General features: G+C 61.1%; 15 protein-coding genes and 1 pseudogene. 6 read left to right on the forward strand and 10 right to left on the reverse strand.

The features are described 5' to 3' along the window. The 3 genes from P3S72_RS19870 (at window position 1) to P3S72_RS19880 (ending at window position 3,683) form a co-directional block, all read left to right on the forward strand. A complete protein-coding gene (locus tag P3S72_RS19870; protein ID WP_276193728.1) occupies window positions 1–1,272 on the forward strand; it encodes a Zn-dependent hydrolase in 1,272 nt (423 codons plus the stop codon). Beyond that, a complete protein-coding gene (locus P3S72_RS19875; protein ID WP_276193729.1) occupies window positions 1,265–2,671 on the forward strand; it encodes an amidase in 1,407 nt (468 codons plus the stop codon). The genes P3S72_RS19870 and P3S72_RS19875 overlap by 8 nt, the downstream gene beginning before the upstream one ends. Window positions 2,672–2,819: 148 nt before the next feature. Next, window positions 2,820–3,683, forward strand: coding sequence for a LysR family transcriptional regulator (locus P3S72_RS19880; RefSeq protein ID WP_247405832.1), 864 nt, complete (start codon window positions 2,820–2,822; stop codon window positions 3,681–3,683). Window positions 3,684–3,739: 56 nt separating this feature from the next. On the opposite strand, the gene P3S72_RS19885 is transcribed toward P3S72_RS19880, so the two are convergent. The 10 genes and pseudogenes from P3S72_RS19885 to P3S72_RS19930 all read right to left on the reverse strand — a co-directional run bounded on the left by P3S72_RS19885 (window position 3,740) and on the right by P3S72_RS19930 (window position 11,306). Next, a complete protein-coding gene (locus tag P3S72_RS19885; protein ID WP_276193730.1) occupies window positions 3,740–4,117 on the reverse strand; it encodes a hypothetical protein in 378 nt (125 codons plus the stop codon). A 2-nt stretch (window positions 4,118–4,119) separates the two neighbouring features. After that, window positions 4,120–4,335 carry a hypothetical protein gene (locus P3S72_RS19890; protein ID WP_276193731.1) on the reverse strand — a complete coding sequence of 72 codons (216 nt, stop codon included), beginning with the start codon at window positions 4,333–4,335 and terminating at the stop codon, window positions 4,120–4,122. Window positions 4,336–4,590: 255 nt separating this feature from the next. Continuing rightward, the gene (locus P3S72_RS19895; protein WP_276197961.1) at window positions 4,591–4,953 is read right to left on the reverse strand and encodes a hypothetical protein; all 363 of its coding nucleotides are present in this window, start codon (window positions 4,951–4,953) and stop codon (window positions 4,591–4,593) included. A 63-nt stretch (window positions 4,954–5,016) separates the two neighbouring features. Then, window positions 5,017–5,205, reverse strand: a pseudogene (locus P3S72_RS19900) (iron ABC transporter permease); the annotation flags it as partial. 26 nt (window positions 5,206–5,231) lie between these two features. Continuing rightward, window positions 5,232–5,588 carry a hypothetical protein gene (locus tag P3S72_RS19905; RefSeq protein ID WP_276193732.1) on the reverse strand — a complete coding sequence of 119 codons (357 nt, stop codon included), beginning with the start codon at window positions 5,586–5,588 and terminating at the stop codon, window positions 5,232–5,234. Between the two features lie 19 nt (window positions 5,589–5,607). After that, window positions 5,608–5,985, reverse strand: a complete 378-nt coding sequence (locus P3S72_RS19910; protein ID WP_276193733.1) for a hypothetical protein — start codon at window positions 5,983–5,985, stop codon at window positions 5,608–5,610. 2 nt (window positions 5,986–5,987) lie between these two features. Next, window positions 5,988–6,983 carry a hypothetical protein gene (locus tag P3S72_RS19915; protein ID WP_276193734.1) on the reverse strand — a complete coding sequence of 332 codons (996 nt, stop codon included), beginning with the start codon at window positions 6,981–6,983 and terminating at the stop codon, window positions 5,988–5,990. 136 nt (window positions 6,984–7,119) lie between these two features. Continuing rightward, window positions 7,120–8,184, reverse strand: coding sequence for a lipocalin-like domain-containing protein (locus P3S72_RS19920; protein ID WP_276193735.1), 1,065 nt, complete (start codon window positions 8,182–8,184; stop codon window positions 7,120–7,122). Continuing rightward, on the reverse strand, window positions 8,174–10,636 hold the full coding sequence (locus P3S72_RS19925; protein WP_276193736.1) for an FtsX-like permease family protein: 2,463 nt from the start codon (window positions 10,634–10,636) through the stop codon (window positions 8,174–8,176). Before P3S72_RS19925 ends, P3S72_RS19920 begins: the two co-directional genes overlap by 11 nt. A 1-nt stretch (window position 10,637) precedes the next feature. Beyond that, window positions 10,638–11,306, reverse strand: coding sequence for an ABC transporter ATP-binding protein (locus P3S72_RS19930; RefSeq protein WP_276193737.1), 669 nt, complete (start codon window positions 11,304–11,306; stop codon window positions 10,638–10,640). A 279-nt stretch (window positions 11,307–11,585) separates the two neighbouring features. Between P3S72_RS19930 and P3S72_RS19935 the strand changes: the two genes are divergently transcribed. From P3S72_RS19935 to P3S72_RS19945, 3 genes are all read left to right on the forward strand, one after another. Beyond that, window positions 11,586–12,266: a histidine phosphatase family protein gene (locus P3S72_RS19935; RefSeq protein ID WP_276193738.1), complete on the forward strand. Its 681-nt coding sequence runs from the start codon at window positions 11,586–11,588 to the stop codon at window positions 12,264–12,266. Window positions 12,267–12,454: 188 nt separating this feature from the next. Beyond that, a complete protein-coding gene (gene arnT / locus P3S72_RS19940; protein WP_276193739.1) occupies window positions 12,455–14,122 on the forward strand; it encodes a lipid IV(A) 4-amino-4-deoxy-L-arabinosyltransferase in 1,668 nt (555 codons plus the stop codon). A 9-nt stretch (window positions 14,123–14,131) separates the two neighbouring features. Then, window positions 14,132–15,649 carry a glycosyltransferase family 39 protein gene (locus P3S72_RS19945; protein ID WP_276193740.1) on the forward strand — a complete coding sequence of 506 codons (1,518 nt, stop codon included), beginning with the start codon at window positions 14,132–14,134 and terminating at the stop codon, window positions 15,647–15,649. Window positions 15,650–15,657 lie beyond the last annotated feature (8 nt).

Genomic DNA, 15,657 nt, shown 5'->3' on the forward strand with positions numbered 1-15,657 from the left:
ATGAATAGCTGTGCACAACCGCTCCAGAGCAACGCCCCGCTGATCAACCGCGACCGCCTGTGGCAATCGCTGATGGACCTGGCCCGACTCGGCGCCACCGTCAAAGGCGGCGTGTGCCGCCTGGCCCTGACCGACCTAGACCGCCAGGCCCGCGACCTGTTCGTGCAATGGTGCGAGGCGGCCGGGTGCAGCGTCAGTGTCGATGCCATCGGCAATATTTTTGCGCGCCGCGCAGGACGTAATCCGGCGCTGCCGCCGGTGATGACCGGCAGCCACATCGACACCCAGCCCACCGGCGGCAAGTTCGACGGTTGCTTCGGGGTGATGGCCGGCCTGGAAGTGATCCGCACCCTCAATGACTTGAAAATCGAGACCGAAGCGCCGATCGAAGTGGTGGTGTGGACCAACGAAGAAGGCTCGCGCTTCCCGCCGTGCATGATGGGCTCCGGGGTGTTTGCCGGGAAGTTCGACTTGCAGGACACCCTGGACAAACAGGACGACCAGGGCCTGTCGGTGGGGGCCGAATTGCAGCGTATCGGTTATGCCGGTTCCCGCGCAGTGCTGGGCCACCCGGTCGGTGCGTATTTCGAGGCGCATATCGAACAAGGCCCGGTGCTGGAAGACCAGGCCACCACCATCGGCGTGGTGATGGGCTGCCTGGGTCAGAAGTGGTTCGACCTGACCCTCAGCGGCGTCGAAGCCCACGCCGGCCCGACGCCGATGCACCTGCGCAAGGACGCCCTCGTGGGCGCGGCCGAGGTGGTCAGCGCGGTTAACCGCATCGCGCATCAGCAGCAACCTCACGCCTGCGGCACGGTCGGTTGCCTGAGCCTGCACCCCGGCTCGCGCAATGTGATTCCCGGGCTGGTCCACATGACCATCGACCTGCGCCATCTGCATGCCGACAAGCTGCAGGCGATGGTCGATGAAGTGCGCGGCGTGATCGAAGCCAGCGCCACGCACCACGGCCTGACGTTCGAGCTGACCCCCACCGCCGACTTCCCGCCGCTGGACTTCCACCCGGCCTGCGTCAACGCCGTGCGCGACGCCGCCGACGCCTTGGGCCTGAGCCATATGGACATCGTCAGCGGCGCCGGGCACGACGCGATTTTCGTCGCCGAACTGGGCCCGGCCGGGATGATCTTTGTGCCGTGCGAAGGCGGCATCAGCCACAACGAAATCGAAAACGCCGCACCGGATGACCTGGCGGCAGGTTGCGCAGTGTTGCTGCGCGCCATGGTCAATGCGGCACAGGGGATCGACCATGAGTGAGATCGGCCAACTGACGGCAGTGCAACTGCTGCAGCATTTTCGTGACCAGACCTTGTCGCCGGTGGAGGTCACCGAAGACGCGCTGCTGCGCATCGAGCGCTACAACCCGCGGGTCAACGCCTACTGTCATGTCGACCCCGAGGGCGCACTCAATGCCGCACGGGCCTCAGAAGCGCGCTGGCTGAAGGGCGAACCCTGCGGCGCGCTGGATGGCGTGCCAGCGTCGATCAAAGACCTGACCCTGACCCTCGGCATGCCCACGCGCAAGGGTTCGCGCACCTCTTCGGCCGACGGACCATGGGCGGTGGATGCGCCCTTCCCGGCCCTGATGCGCAAGGCCGGCGCGGTGCTGCTGGGCAAGACCACCACCCCGGAATTCGGCTGGAAAGGCGTCACCGACAACCCGCTGTACGGCATCACCCGCAACCCGTGGGACACGCGCATGACCACGGGCGGCTCATCCGGCGGCGCGGGTGCGGCGGCGGCGTTGAATCTGGGGGTGTTGCACCAGGGCAGCGATGCCGGCGGTTCGATCCGGATTCCCTGTGCGTTTACCGGCACCTTCGGCATCAAGCCGACCTTCGGCTATGTGCCGCAGTGGCCAGCCAGTTCGATGACGATCCTGTCGCACCTGGGGCCGATGACCCGCACCGTGGAAGACAGCGTGTTGATGCTGCAAACCGTCGCACAACCGGATGCGCGGGACGGCTTGATCGGCGCGCCGAGGACCACGCCCTGGTTGTCGGACGCAGCGGACCTGAAAGGCCTGCGCGTCGCCTACAGCCCCACCTTCGGTTACGTGGACGTCGACCCGCAAGTGGCCAAGGTAGTCGCCGAGGCGGTGGCGGGTCTGGTGCAGTTGGGCGCCCATGTCGAACAGATCGACCCAGGCTTCAGCGACCCGCTGGAGCTGTTCAGCACCTTGTGGGCGGCCGGCGCCGCCCGCCTGACCGGCCCGATGAGCGACGCGCAAAAACACCTGCTCGACCCCGGCCTGCTGCGCATCGCACAGCGCGGCGAGCGCTTGAGCCTGGACGATTTCAGCGCGGCCCTCGAAGCACGGGCAGCGCTGGTGGCGCGGATGGCGGCGTTCCATGAGCACTACGATGTGCTGGTGTCGCCGATGATGCCGATCACCGCGTTCGAGGTCGGGCACAACGTACCGCCAGGTTCCGGGATGCAGGAATGGATGGAGTGGACGCCGTTTACCTACCCCTTCAACCTGACCCAGCAGCCGGCGGCGTCGGTGCCGTGCGGGTTGGCGGCGAATGGCTTGCCGGTGGGGTTGCACGTGGTGGCGGCGCGGTTTGCCGATGAGACGGTGTTGCGGGTTTGCCAGGCATATGCCAAGGCATTCCCTACCGATCATCTGCCAGCCCCGATCACCGGAGCAGCGTAGATCCAACTGTGGGAGGGGGCTTGCTCCCGATGAGGGTGTGCCAGAACCCGCTCGGTCAACTGACACACTGCAATCGGGAGCAAGCCCCCTCCCACAGTTCTTGATCGCATTCCACTACAATAGGCCCCCATTCATCCCCGGGGGCTTCATGGACATCGAACTGGCACGCACTTTCCTCGAAATCACCCGCTGCGGCAGCCTGGCCGCGGCGGCCGAGAAACTGCACGTCACCCAGACCGCCATCACCGCACGCGTGAAGAACCTCGAAAGCCAGCTAGGCAGCACGCTGTTTGTGCGCAACCGCGCCGGTGCGCGCTTGACCGCCGACGGCGAGGCCTTTGTGGTGTACGCCAACCAGTTGCTGCAAACCTGGGAAGCCGCGCGCCGCGACCTGCCATTGCCCGAGGGCTATCGCAATGTGCTGCATATCGGCGGCGAGGTCAGCCTGTGCAACCCGTTGATGCTCGGCTGGGCGAAGGCCTTGCGCGAACATATCCCGGGGCATGCGCTGCGCACGGAAATCCGTGAAGGCGACTACCTGCTGCGCCAATTGGAACTGGGTGTGATCGACGCGGCACTGGTGTTCCAGCCGCAGTACTGGCCGGGGCTGCAAGTGGAGCAGGTGCTGGAAGAAAAACTGATCCTGGTGCAACGGGTGAGCAAGCCGACCCCATACGTGTATATCGATTGGGGCCCGGGGTTTCGCCAGCAGCATGACGCCGCCCTGCCCGACAAGGCCCGCGCCGCGCTGAGTTTCAACCTCGGGCCGTTGGCGCTGCAGTACATTCTGGAGCACGGCGGTGCCGGGTATTTCCGTACCCGAGTGGTGCAAAGCTACCTCGACAGCGGCGTGATGCAACGCGTGCCCAAGGCACCGGAGTTCAGCTTCCCGACGTTCCTGGTGTACTCACGGGCGCGGGATTCGGCGGTGTTGCAGCAGGCGCTGGAGTTGCTGCGTGGCGTGGTCAAGGCGGAAGGTGACTGGTCGCAACGCTGGGACCCGCTGATTTGAATGTTCGCGCCGGAAACTCGCACATCCCCCACCGGCAGCGAAGCTCGCTCCCACGTTCAAATTGGGATGTTGCACCACCTGCGCCAAACCGACCATACGACCGTTGCGATAGCCCAAATGAACGCAAGGTAATAGGGCCACAACACCCAACGTTTGAGCGCTAAAGGAATAGACGCCAGTTCGGCTTCGGTCACAAGACCGGCTTTCACATGGCGTTTAGAGTCTGCAAGGTATTCAAAAATCAGCATCATGCGATATTGTCTGTCGATCCACTGGTTTCGTCGCCAAAAGCGCTTGTTGCTGCGAACTTCTTCGTTTTCACTGAAGTAACTTTCCAACTCGTCGAGTTTTGTATATTCGGCAAATAGCATCAGTCCCAAGACGACAAACATTCCAAAAAACCAAACCATGGTATATGCGAGAAAAAAATCCATGATTAAGCCCCCTCTGGCTGGAATATCAAATCACCATCGATTTCTAGGATCTTTCCACCCAGAACCAAGCCGCATGCACGACGCGCTAATGCAGCGCCTAACCCTCCCAGCAGCCCCAGGCGCAGGTGATGATTCAATACATCAAAATGGTCAGCTTTATGGTGACTCGTACTGTGGCCCATCAGCCAAGGTTGCAAACTACTGTAGTCGATTGTCATATCGCTGATATATCCCCGCGCAATACCTTACATCCTTGATGCAATGAAGTTGACGTCGAAATATAGGCAAGCGAATACCGTCCGGACACAAGCCCGAGGGGGCTCAATCACATTTAGGAAGTTACCCACACAAAAGAAGATCAGCGCCTACAGAAAAGTGCTAATACCTGGTCATCTCCAGAGTCCCTTAAACCTCACCGGCCCTTCCAGTACGGAATACTCAGGTTCATCCAGGTGGCGGTGAAGACAGGTGAGCTACCATCGGTACCAAATGCCCCAAACGACTGATGCAGCCAGCCAAATAAAAGAAAGACGATACGGCCAAAGTGCCCAACGCTTGAGGGATATCGGGATTGAAGCCAGCTCTGCCTCAGTCACATCGCCCCTCTTTACATGCAGTTTTGGCATTCCTAACAATTGATTGATCAAGAGCATGCGCTGAAACCTGTCGATCCGCATATTTCTTCCCCAAAAACGCTTGTTATCGCAAACCAGCTTGTTTTCACTGAAGTAGCTTTCCAACACTTCGAGCTTTTTGCACTCGGCGTATAACATCAGCCCTACGCCAACCAGAGAGCCTATAAACAGTAAAATACTAAAGACGAGAAAAAGATCCATAGTCAGGCCCCCTCGGGTTGAAAGATAAAAACACCATCGATCTCTATAATCTTGCCGCCCAGAAACCCCATCTTCAAACTGCATCGGCCCTTCCCAGTACGGAATATCCAGGCTCATCCAGGCCTTCGGGTTGACGGCTTCAGTTATGGACAGCGGCGTTGTGCAGGGTTTGGGTCGGCCCTCACGGTCGTTCCAACTGCCGGTGAGATAACCCGTACTATCCTTTTGCCTCACGCGAAACAGCACCAACTGCTCAGGTGTAGGAAAACGAGCTACCACTAGAGCCAAGTGCACCAATAGCCCCAGCTAATAGCCCAAATCATCGCAAGGCGATATGGCCACAAGGCCCAACGCTTAAGTGATAACGGAACGCAGGCCAACTCTTCCTCAGTCACAAGACCTTCTTTCACGTAGCGTTTTGACATTAGCAGGATATCAACCATCAGGTCCATGCGATGAAATCCGCCGAACCGCGGATTTGGTCCCCAGAGTTGCTTACGTTTACGAACCTCCGCGTTTTCACTGAAGTAACTTTCCAGCTCGTCGAGTTTTGTACGTTTGGCAAAAAGCATCAGTCCCAAAACGACGAACATCCCAATAGATATTACAAGGGTGTAAGCAAGAAAAAACGACATCGTTAAACTCCCCCCCCTTTCAAATTGGGATGTTGCACCACCTGCGCCAAACCGACCAAACGACCGTTGCGATAGCCCAAATGAACGCAAGGTAATAGGGCCACAACACCCAACGTTTGAGCGCTAAAGGAATAGACGCCAGTTCGGCTTCGGTCACAAGACCGGCTTTCACATGGCGTTTAGAGTCTGCAAGGTATTCAAAAATCAGCATCATGCGATATTGTCTGTCGATCCACTGGTTTCGTCGCCAAAAGCGCTTGTTATTGCGAACTTCTTCGTTTTCACTGAAGTAACTTTCCAACTCGTCGAGTTTTGTATATTCGGCAAATAGCATCAGTCCCAAGACGACAGACATCCCAACAAACAGCACAATGGAATAAACGAGAAAAAAATCCATGGTTAAGCCCCCTCTGGCTGGAATATCAAATCACCATCGATCTCTAGGATCTTTCCACCCAGAAACGCACCCTCATCGCCAAATTCACTACTTCCGACATACCCTCCAGCAGCGCCTCCAATAATTTCGCACGCCAATGCACCGCGTCCTTTCAAAGCAATACCCAGATACATGTTGCATGCACGACGAGCTACTTTCGCCCCGACTGTTCCAAGAACAGCTCCCCCCTTAACCCCACCCGCCAACCTCCCCATCTCCACATACTTCGCCCGCCGACACTGCGCCTCCCGCCCCACCACACACGCCTCCTTGATCTCCAAACCCGCTGCGCCCACATCCAGCACCAACCCAACATAAGTACCCTTGCCCAACCACTTCGACGTCTGCGAAATCGCCTTCAACCGCTGTGCATACCCGGCGATCTCGCCTTTATTCAGATAGCTTTTGGTCGAAATCCCCAGCACCTTTTTCAGCGATTGATTGCCGCGCAACCCCGTGCCAAATCGTGCGGCACCGCGCAGTTGCGTGCCCAGCAGCGCCAGCAGCACCTGGCGCTGGCGGATAAACGCCTGGCGATCCAACCCGCCCGCTTTCAGGCGTTGATGCAGGCGCTCGATTTCCTCCAACGTGTTCACGACTTCATCCAGGTGCCGCGACCACGCCGATGTGGCACTGCCGATACCTATCGAGCCATACGTCAGAAGGCTCTGCAGCAGGTCGTAGTTATCGATCATCGTCTGTGCAGCCGCAGCGTCCAGCTCCAGGTTGCGATCAATTTCCTCGGCATAACGCACCCACCAGGATTCGTTCCAGGAACAACTGACGCTCTCCGTGTCTGGAACAATCACCATCCGCCCCGGCATCACCCACCCACGGCGCAGGTGATGATTCAACACATCAAAATGATCAGAGTGCTGGCGGCTCACGCCGTGGCCCATCAGCCAGGTTTTCAAACTGCTGTAGCTGATTGGCTTGTCGTTGATGTATCCCCGCGCCATGCCTTACATCCCGAATGCAATGAAGATGGCGTCGGAATATAAGCAAGCGAATACGGCCAGGACACAAGCCCGAGGGGGCTAAATCACATTTGGGAAGTTGCCTACGCAGAAGAGGATTAGTACCTACAGAAAAGTGCTAATACCCGGTCATCTCCAGATACCCAACCCCACCCTCAAACTGCACGGGTCCTTCCCAGTACGGAATATTGAGGTTCATCCAGGCCTTCGGGTTGACGGCTTCTGTGGTGATATCGAGCTGTTTGCCGGGAATTTTCAGCGACCAGCGTGTGGGAATACGCCGCCCGTCGATGGCCGTGGTGGCCAGTGGCGTAAGTTGGATATCGGCGTTGTGCAAGGTTTGGGTGTGGCCCTCGCGGTCGATCCAGGTGCCGGTGAGATAACCCGTGCCGTCCTTTTGTCTTACGCGAAACAGCATCAACTGCTCGCCACGGTCCAGGTGCAGGGAAAACCAGTCCCAGCCGGTCTGGCTGGCGGCCAGGGGTTGGCTGCTCCACTCGCGGTCGAGCCAGGCCGGGCCCGTGACCTGGTAAACCTTGCCGTCGAGACTGATGCTGCCGTTGGCGGTAAAAAACGGCTGACTGTAGTAGTAAGAGGCCTGGCCTTGGTCGGACTTGCGGCTGTAGCCGTTGTCGCCTTGAAGCACCAACGGGCGACTGGACGTCAGGTGCAAGTCGTAGGCGAATTGCGCGCCACTGGCCTTGAGCTGCATGTCCGCCAAGGGGCCGGTTGCGCCTGGGCGGGTGGCGAAGTTCCAGTCGTCGATCCAGGCACTGAACGGCGCGGCCTGGGCCCCGGCCTGGCCGACGCCGCCACGGGCGTAGCGCTCGGCGGCGTAGTGCCGGGTGGCCGAGGTGACGGCGGCGTGGCCGAGCCAGATCGTTGAATCCTGCCAGCCCGATTGCGTCGGCCCGGCCTTGAGAGCATTGCGAAACAAGGTCCATTGCACGCCGAACACGTGGCCCTGAGCGTCTTTCAGGTTGGCGGTAACGTACCACCACTCGATACGAAAACCGGCGTGGGGGCCGTGGTCCTCGGGAAAATCGAAGACCTTGCCGGGCAGCACCTGGGCAAAATCTGCCGCCTCACTGCCCAGGCCGGCGAAACTTTCCTCGGGCGCGGGGGCTTTGTCACAGCCGCTCACCAGCAACAGAACGACGCACAGCAGCGCCTTAATCTTCATGGGCGAACGTCCTCAGCAAATCCGCCGGGCGACTGCGGTACAACTGCCACAGCGGCCATGCCGACGCCAGCAACGTGGCAAGCAGCGCCAACCCCAGCAGTTGCGCCAGTTGCCAGGGGAAAATATGCAATGGCAGGCGCCAGCCAAATGCCTGCACATTGATCACCGCATCCAGGCACCACGCCAACAGCAACCCCAAGGGCAAGGCCAGCAGTAGCGTCAGCACCGCCAACAACCAGGTCTGCCCCAAGTTGAGCAGCATCAATTGCCGGCGCGTCACCCCCAATGCCCACAGCGGTGCGAGTTGGCCGAGGCGGCTTTGGCTCTGGGTCAGCAGGCTGATGAACAGCGCCACGCCTGCCACGCCGAGGGTCAGGCTATTCAGCGCGGCGGTGGCGGCGAAGGTGCGTTCGAAGACCTGGCTCGACCAGCCTTTGAGTTGCTGCTGGTCAACGATACGGCTGTCGTCCAGGGCAAACTCGCGCTGCACTTCACGCACCAGCGGCGCCACGTTTTGCGGCAGTACGCGCAGGTTGAAGCGCGCCGGCGACAGCGTCGGCCAATGCGCCAACAGGTGCTGCGCATTGACCAGCACGTGGCCCTTGGGGTTGCCGTAGTCGGCGTAGATCCCCACCACCTGGGGCGACCACACACCCTCGGGCGTGGGAATGTCAACGGCGTCGCCGACTTGCACGTTCAAGCGCCGCGCCAGTTGCTCGCTGAGCATCAGCGTGTCATTGCGCAGTAATTGGTCCCACGGCGCACGCGCCGCTTGCAGCAACGGCCAGTGCTGGCGATAGGTCGGGGCGTCAACTACGCCGAACACATCCGCCGGCCAGCCCTGCAATTGCACGGCGACCTGCCAGGTGGGCAGCACCGCCTGCACCAGAGGTTGTTGCGTGAGCCAGGTATTCAACTGTTCGGCCTGGGCCGGGTTGTGTGGGTTGAGGTACAGCTCGGCGGTGAGGCGTTGTTCCAGCCAGTTGTTGAAGGTCAGGCGAAAGCCCGAGGTCATGGAGCCCGCGCCGATGTTGGCCGCCAGCGCCAACAGCAACGCCATCAGCGCCAGGCTCAAGGCCGGCAACTGTTGGCGGCAGTCGGCAAGAAACCATTGTCCGAGCACCGAGCGGCTGCGCCCCAGCAGCGCTTTCAACAGTGCATTGAGCAGCACCGGCAGCCCCAACGCGGCACCGAGCAGCAAGGCCGCCATTAGCACAAATCCAGCGGCCAGACTGTCGCCCCACCACAGCGCCAACAGCGCGATCAACAACGCCGCACTCGCCACCCAGCCCTGGCGCCGCAACCAGCGCCCATGGGCCTCATGCCAGGCCTGGGGATTGGCCAGCGCCAGCAACGGCAAGCGCGCCGCCCGCCACACACTGCCGGCGCCGGCGAGCAACGCACCGAGCAGGCTCAGGCCCAACCCGGCGAGCCACCACCAGGGGCTGAGGCTCAGTTGCCCCGGCACTTCGGCACCGTAGAGGCCGCGCAGGCTGGCCGCCACGTCCGGCAACAACACGCTGGCGAGCACATAGCCACTGGCGACACCGAGCACACCGCCAAGCAAGGCCAAGGCACCCAACTCCATCCCCAGGCCGAGGATCAACATCCGCGCACTCACCCCGCAAGCGCGCAAGGTGCGCAGCAGCCCGCGCCGTTGCTCCAGGGCCAGGCCGATGGCCGCATGGACAATAAACAGCCCGACCACAAAGGATAAAAAGCCCAGCGCGTCCAGGTTCAGGTGAAAGCTCTCGGTGAGGCGCGCGAGGTTATTGTCCTCGCCCTGCTTGAGCTGCAGTCCCGCCGGCGGCGTGGGATGGGCGGCGGCGAACGACTTGTCGAGCAGCAGCCGGGACAGGCGCCCAGGCATGTCCAGCAACGGTTGGGCAAAACCGATATCGGTCAGCAACATGCCAGGGGCCATGTCCGGTTGAACCTGCAACGGCGGCAGGGCTTGCCCGCTCGCCGTCAGCGGCCGTTCACCGGCCTGCAACCCCAGCGCCTGCAACGTATGCGGGGCGATCCAGGTACGCCCCGGCGGGTCGAAGAACGCGACCATTTGCGCCTGACTCAAGCGCTGCCCCGCCACCGCCCCGCTGCCGGGCAGCGACAGCGGATCGATGCCCATCAATTGCAGGCGCTGATCCTCATGCCCCTTGAGCAGCACCCGCCCCTGCACCACCGGCGACACCGGCCAGCCGGCGCGGCGCAACTCGGCAAACAGCGCCTGGGGGAAACTGGCAGCGTCCGGCGCGCTGAGGCTGGCCTGGGGTTCGCCGCCGATCAATTGACTGGCGCGCGCGTAGCTGTCCCGCGCCTGGCTGTTGAGCGCTTGCACCCCGGTCAGCAGCGCGGTGGCGAGCCAAAGACCGGTCAGCACACTGAAAAACTGCACGGGATGGCGCCGCCAGTGGCTGAGCAACGCACGCAACGTCCAATAGAACACCGCCATCTCAGCCGACGTCCGCAGGCAGGACGTGGCCGCGGTGCAACACCACCTGCCGGTCGAGCCGCGCGGCAATGCGCGGGCTGTGGGTGACCATCAACAGGCTGGTGGGGGTGTCGCGCAACAGGTCCAGCAGCAGTTGCAGCACCTCATCGCTGGTGGTTTCATCCAGATTGCCCGTAGGCTCGTCCGCCAACAGCAAGCCAGGTCGAGACGCCAACGCCCGCCCTACCGCGACCCGCTGCTGCTGGCCACCGGAGAGTTGTTCCGGGTAGCGCTTGAGCAGATCCCCCAGGCCCAGGCGCTCGATCAACTGCGCTTGCCAGTGCGGATCAAAGCGCCCTGCCAGGCGTGCCTGGAACGCCAGGTTGTCGTCGACACGCAAGCTGCCGATCAGGTTGAATTGCTGGAACACCAGGCCGATGTCAGTGCGTCGCCAATCGGCCAACTGCCGCTCGGTCATCTGATCCAGGCGCTGCTCACCCACGCGGATACTGCCACCGTCGACGCGATCCAACCCGGCCACCAGGTGCAACAGTGTGCTTTTTCCGCTGCCGGACTCGCCCATCAGCGCCAGGCTGCTACACTCAGCCAACTGCAGATCGACCCCGGCCAATACCGTCAGCGGGCCCTGCGCAGTGACGTAGCATTTATGGACACCTTGCACCTGCAACATGGGAATGCTCGCTCGCCAATGGACTGCAACCGAGGATAACGGCTGACCGACCTCGCCACGCAAATTTTTCACATGCATTTCACCGGTTACCTACCGATCACCGAATAAAGTGCCCGACAAGCGCCAATGACGCTCAACTTTTTAGTTGTCGGCACGCCTTATTTTTAACGCTCCAATTTTCAGCAAAAAGACAGCAACTGTATGACAGGCTCTTGCTCCACTAAGGGCACTGTCAAACAGTTGCGCCTGACTAATAAAAAGCTGCCTGACGTACCTACGGTGAATAGTGTGGTTAACCTGACCTTGACCAAACCGCGTTCGTATCAAACGCGAGCAAAACGTCTGAAAAAACTTTGGCAGGGCATTGCAGCAATCACCTTGCTCGGCGTGTTGCTGGCAGGTTTTCTGGCCTGGCCTGTGTCGCCACCGAACCTGGGCGCGGGCAATCGCCTGCTGACGTCAGGCCTGCTGACCAGCTGGCGCGAGGGTAATCTGGTGGTACTGGTGCGCCATGAAGAGCGCTGCGACCGCTCCTCCAACCCCTGCTTCGGACCCGCTGACGGTCTGACGGTCAAAGGGACTCAACAGGCAGCCGAAACCGGAAAAGCCTTTAAAACATTGGGCATGGAGCGTGCAGACGTGTTCAGCACCCCGACCACCCGTACCGCCCAGACCTCGCTGTTCATGTTTGGCAAAACCGAACTGTCGCCAGGCCCGCTGGCGATCTGCGGCGATGCCATGGGTGAAGAACTCCTCAGCCACAAGCAGCCTGGACGCAACCTGGTGCTGATCACCCACAGCGGCTGCATCAGTGACATCGAACGTGCCCTAGGCTACCCCCACGCGAAATCCACCGAATACGGCAGTGCATTGTTCATCAAGGTGCTGGGCAACGGCGAACTCAAGGCCGTGGGAATTATAAACAGCGGCGATTGGCCGGCGGCGCTCAAGCAACTTTAGACACTTTTCAACCGATACAAGAGGCGGATGTTCAGCCAAACGACAGCCAACTTATGGCATGTTTAACTGCGCCTGTTAGTTAAGGACGTCATGAATAATTTAAGACCCTTAGTGAACACTGTGACTTTTTACCCCCGTGCGTCCTTACACAAATTCCCTACACTTAGACGTCAAGGAGCGACGTTCGCATGACCCGATTCAAACCCCTACCTTTATTGCTGCTGGCCGTTGTCGCGTTTTATCTCCTGCCTTTGGGCCTGCACGGTCTATGGATACCCGACGAGACCCGCTACGCTCAGGTCAGCCAGGAAATGCTCATGAGCGGCAATTGGGCCGCACCGCATTTCATGGGCGTGCGTTATTTTGAAAAACCCGCCGCCGGCTATTGGCTGATTGCCCTCGGCCAGGCGGTCTTCGGCCAGAACCTGTTCGGCGTGCGCATCGCCTCGGCGTTGACCAGCGCCCTGAGCGTGCTGCTGGCCTACCTGATCGCCCGGCGCCTGTGGAACGACCCGCGCAAAAGCTTCGCCTGCGCCTTGCTCTACTTGAGCTTTGGCCTGGTGGCGGGGCAAGCCGGCTACTCCAATCTCGACCCGCAATTCACCTTTTGGGTCAACCTCAGCCTGGTGGCGCTGTGGTTTGCCCTCGATAGCCGCACCCCGCGCGCCCGACTCGGCGCCCGACTCGGCGCCTGGGCGGCGCTGGGGCTGGCCTGCGCGATGGGCTTCATGACCAAGGGCTTCCTCGCGTTGTTGCTGCCGGTGCTGATCGCCGTGCCCTATATGCTCTGGCAACGCCGCCTGGGCGAATTGCTGCGGTATGGCCCACTGGCGATCGTCGTGGCAGTCGTGGTGTGCCTGCCGTGGGTGTGGGCGATCCATGTGCAGGAGCCCGACTACTGGAATTTCTTCTTCTGGCATGAACACATCCGCCGTTTTGCCTCCGGCACCGCGCAACATGCGCGGCCATGGTGGTTCTTCCTGCCGATCATGGTCGTCGCATGCCTGCCCTGGGCGGCGCTGCTACCGACCACGCTGCACAAGACCTGGAAAGAAAAGCGCCAACCGGCGATAGCCTTTCTCGCCCTGTGGATGCTGCTGCCGCTGGGTTTCTTCAGCCTGAGCAGCGGCAAGCTGCCGACCTACATCATGCCGTGCCTGTTACCGCTGGCGTTGTTGATGGGGCATGCCTTGATCGATGTGATGCAGCAGGGCAAAACCCGCGCACTCCGCATCAACGGCCTGCTCAACTTCGTGATCGGCATGGCCGCGATGGTGACGTTGATCTATCTGCAAATCGGCGATCCGCTATACGGCAACAGCCACGCGGAAATGTTCAGCCTGTCGTTGACCTTCATTGTGCTGCTGGGCTGGGTCCTGACCAACCTGCTGCAAGCCTTTCGCCCGTTGACACTCTGGGCGACGCCAGCCCTGGGCATCGGTTTGCTGGTGCTACTCCTGCCAGCGGGCATGCCGGCGCGGATATCGAATAACGAAATGCCTGACCAGTTTGTGCTGGAGCATCTGGAAGAACTGCAGCAAACCCAGGCGTTATTGAGCAACGAATTAGGCTCGGCATCGGCACTGGCTTGGCGCCTGAGCCGGCCGGATGTCGCGTTTTATGACACCGAAGGCGAGCTGCAATACGGCCTGCAATACCCAGACGCGGTACACCGCAAAGTCGGGCTGGACAACGTCCAGTCGTGGCTGGCCGAGGCGCGCCAACAGGGTTCGGTCGGGGTGCTGATGCGCGTCAGGAGCACCAACGAACACCTTGAGGAAGGGCAACTGCCACCCGGCGGCAAGCGCTATCGCAAGGGCGACCTGGTGCTCACCCTCTATCCGAAATCCCCTTAGGAACCGTCCATGACTGTCTGGAAAACCGAACGTGGCGCCTTGCTGCTATTGCTGGGCGTTTCCGCCCTGCTCCTGCTGCTCGGCCTGGGCAGTCGCGACCTGTGGGGCCCGGAAACCCGCTGGGCGAACATCGCCGTGCAGATGCTGCAAAGCGGTGACTACTTCGACCCCTACCTCAAAGGCACGCCGTATTACGACAAGCCCCTGCCCTCCTACTGGCTGATCACCGGCTTCGCCAACCTGATGGGCGGCCTGGGGCCCTGGTCGCTGCGCCTGTCGTCGGTGATTTCCGCATGGTTGAGCATCTGGCTGGTGTACCTGATCGGCGAGCGCCTGTTTCGCAAAGGCACCGGGCTGATTGCCGGCTGGATGCTCGCCACCACGTTCTATTTCCTGTTCTGGGCACGCGTGGCCACGGCGGACGTGCTCACCGTGTGTGGCGTGCTGGCGGCGGTGTGGTGGTACTGGCGCGGGCCGGATGACACACGACTGTGGCGCTACACGGTGTTTTTCCTGCTATTGGCCGCGACCTCGCTGTTCAAGGGTTTGATCGGTTTTGTGCTGCCGGGCCTGGTGCTGCTGCCGCACCTGCTCAGCGAGCACCGCTACAAACGTCACCTCAACCTGCGCGTGGTGCTGGCGCTGCTGATTGCCGCCGGGTTCTATGCCATCCCCTTTGTGCTATCGCACCTCTACGGCGCGCCGACCTACGGCGAAAGCGGCCTGGCCCTGGTATTTCGCGAAAACGTCGTGCGTTTCTTCGACCCCTTCGACCATATGGGGCCGATCTATACCTATCTGATTTACCTGCCCGCCTACACCCTGCCCTGGGCACCGTGCTGGTTGCTCGGCCTGTGGCTGGCCGTGCGACATTGGCGTCAGACCCCGCCCAACGTGCGCTGGCTGGTATGGGGCCTGGGGCTGCTATTCGTGTTCTTCACCGCCAGCGGCAGCCGCCGCAGTTACTACGTGCTGCCGCTGGTGCCGTTCGCCCAGTTGCTGGGAGCGTGGTGGCTGAACGAACGGCTGGCGAAAAAAACCGCTAGCTGGCCACGCTGGCAGAAAGGCTTTGGCGTTGCCGCCGCACTGATGCTGCTGGTGCTCGGCGTGGCGTACCCGTGGACCAACGGCAACGGCGGCGTAACGCGTTTCGTCGAGGATGTGCACGCTCAAGCCGAGAAGACCGCGCCATGGAACCAATGGCAAATGGTGCTGGTGGAAGTCGACAACAAACTGCCGATGTACCTGCAAAACGGCGGCCAGCCGTTCTACTACGTCGCCGAAACCCAGGACTTCCCTCGCCAGGGCGACAGCGCTGCGTTCATGGCCTGGCTGGAACGCACCAGCGGCCGCCACTTCGACCCGCAACACACGATTATCATCGCGCAGTACTCCAAGGACGATCCCACGCCCCTGGCATACCTGGGCACCGATCATCAAGTGATCACCACTCAGCCGGACAATGGCGAGCGGCTGTTTCACCAGCGTGCGGATGGGAGTGTGGCGTTTATCCCTATGTCGCGCTGACCTGCCCG

The organism is Pseudomonas sp. D3, assembly GCF_029320995.1.
In the GTDB taxonomy this organism is placed as follows: domain Bacteria; phylum Pseudomonadota; class Gammaproteobacteria; order Pseudomonadales; family Pseudomonadaceae; genus Aquipseudomonas; species Aquipseudomonas paraveronii.